This window comes from Vibrio sp. YT-19(2023), from assembly GCF_033337395.1.
The window spans coordinates 1-568 of the sequence record NZ_JAWOQN010000888.1; the positions used below are offsets into that span (position 1 = coordinate 1).

Genomic DNA, 568 nt, shown 5'->3' on the forward strand with positions numbered 1-568 from the left:
CGCGAGCAATTTAAAATCATTTGCCGAATCACCAACAAGCCTTATCGGCTGTGGTCGACACCGTTGCTTACCCCCAAAATGGCATCGTACTGGCTCGGCTTGGTCACCTCTGTGCCAGCAAACATCGGCAAAGCATTACTCGCGGGGTTAGAGCATGACTACATTGCCGATTCCAAAGCGATTGAAGCACGATTTCCGCAAACGCTGATCAGCTACGAGCAAGCGGTATCCGATACCATCCAAGATGAAGGCACGTTTGTGCGCAGTAATGTTTGGGGCTTTGAGCCAGCGGCACTTCGTCGATGGCAACCGGGGTATGGCTACTACCCTAAACAAGCCGGTGCGAGCATAAAAACTCAAGCCTCCGCTGCGGCATTATGGAAAGTGGCTCAAAAAATCGGGAGTCGTGAAAAAGGCTATTACTTTGCCAACATTTTGTGGCGCACACGCGAATGGCTCGACATCTTTTTTGGTGGCGGAAAACCGATTCGCGTTTCTCCTCCGGGGCCGGAGCTCAAAGTCGGCGATTATATTGACTCTTGGAAAGTAATTCGCTGCGAGGAAGATC

1 pseudogene is annotated in these 568 nt (G+C 51.2%); it reads left to right on the forward strand.

The annotated features are described in order from the left end of the window. A pseudogene (locus tag R7E78_RS29005) lies at window positions 1-568 on the forward strand (NAD(P)-dependent oxidoreductase); the annotation flags it as partial.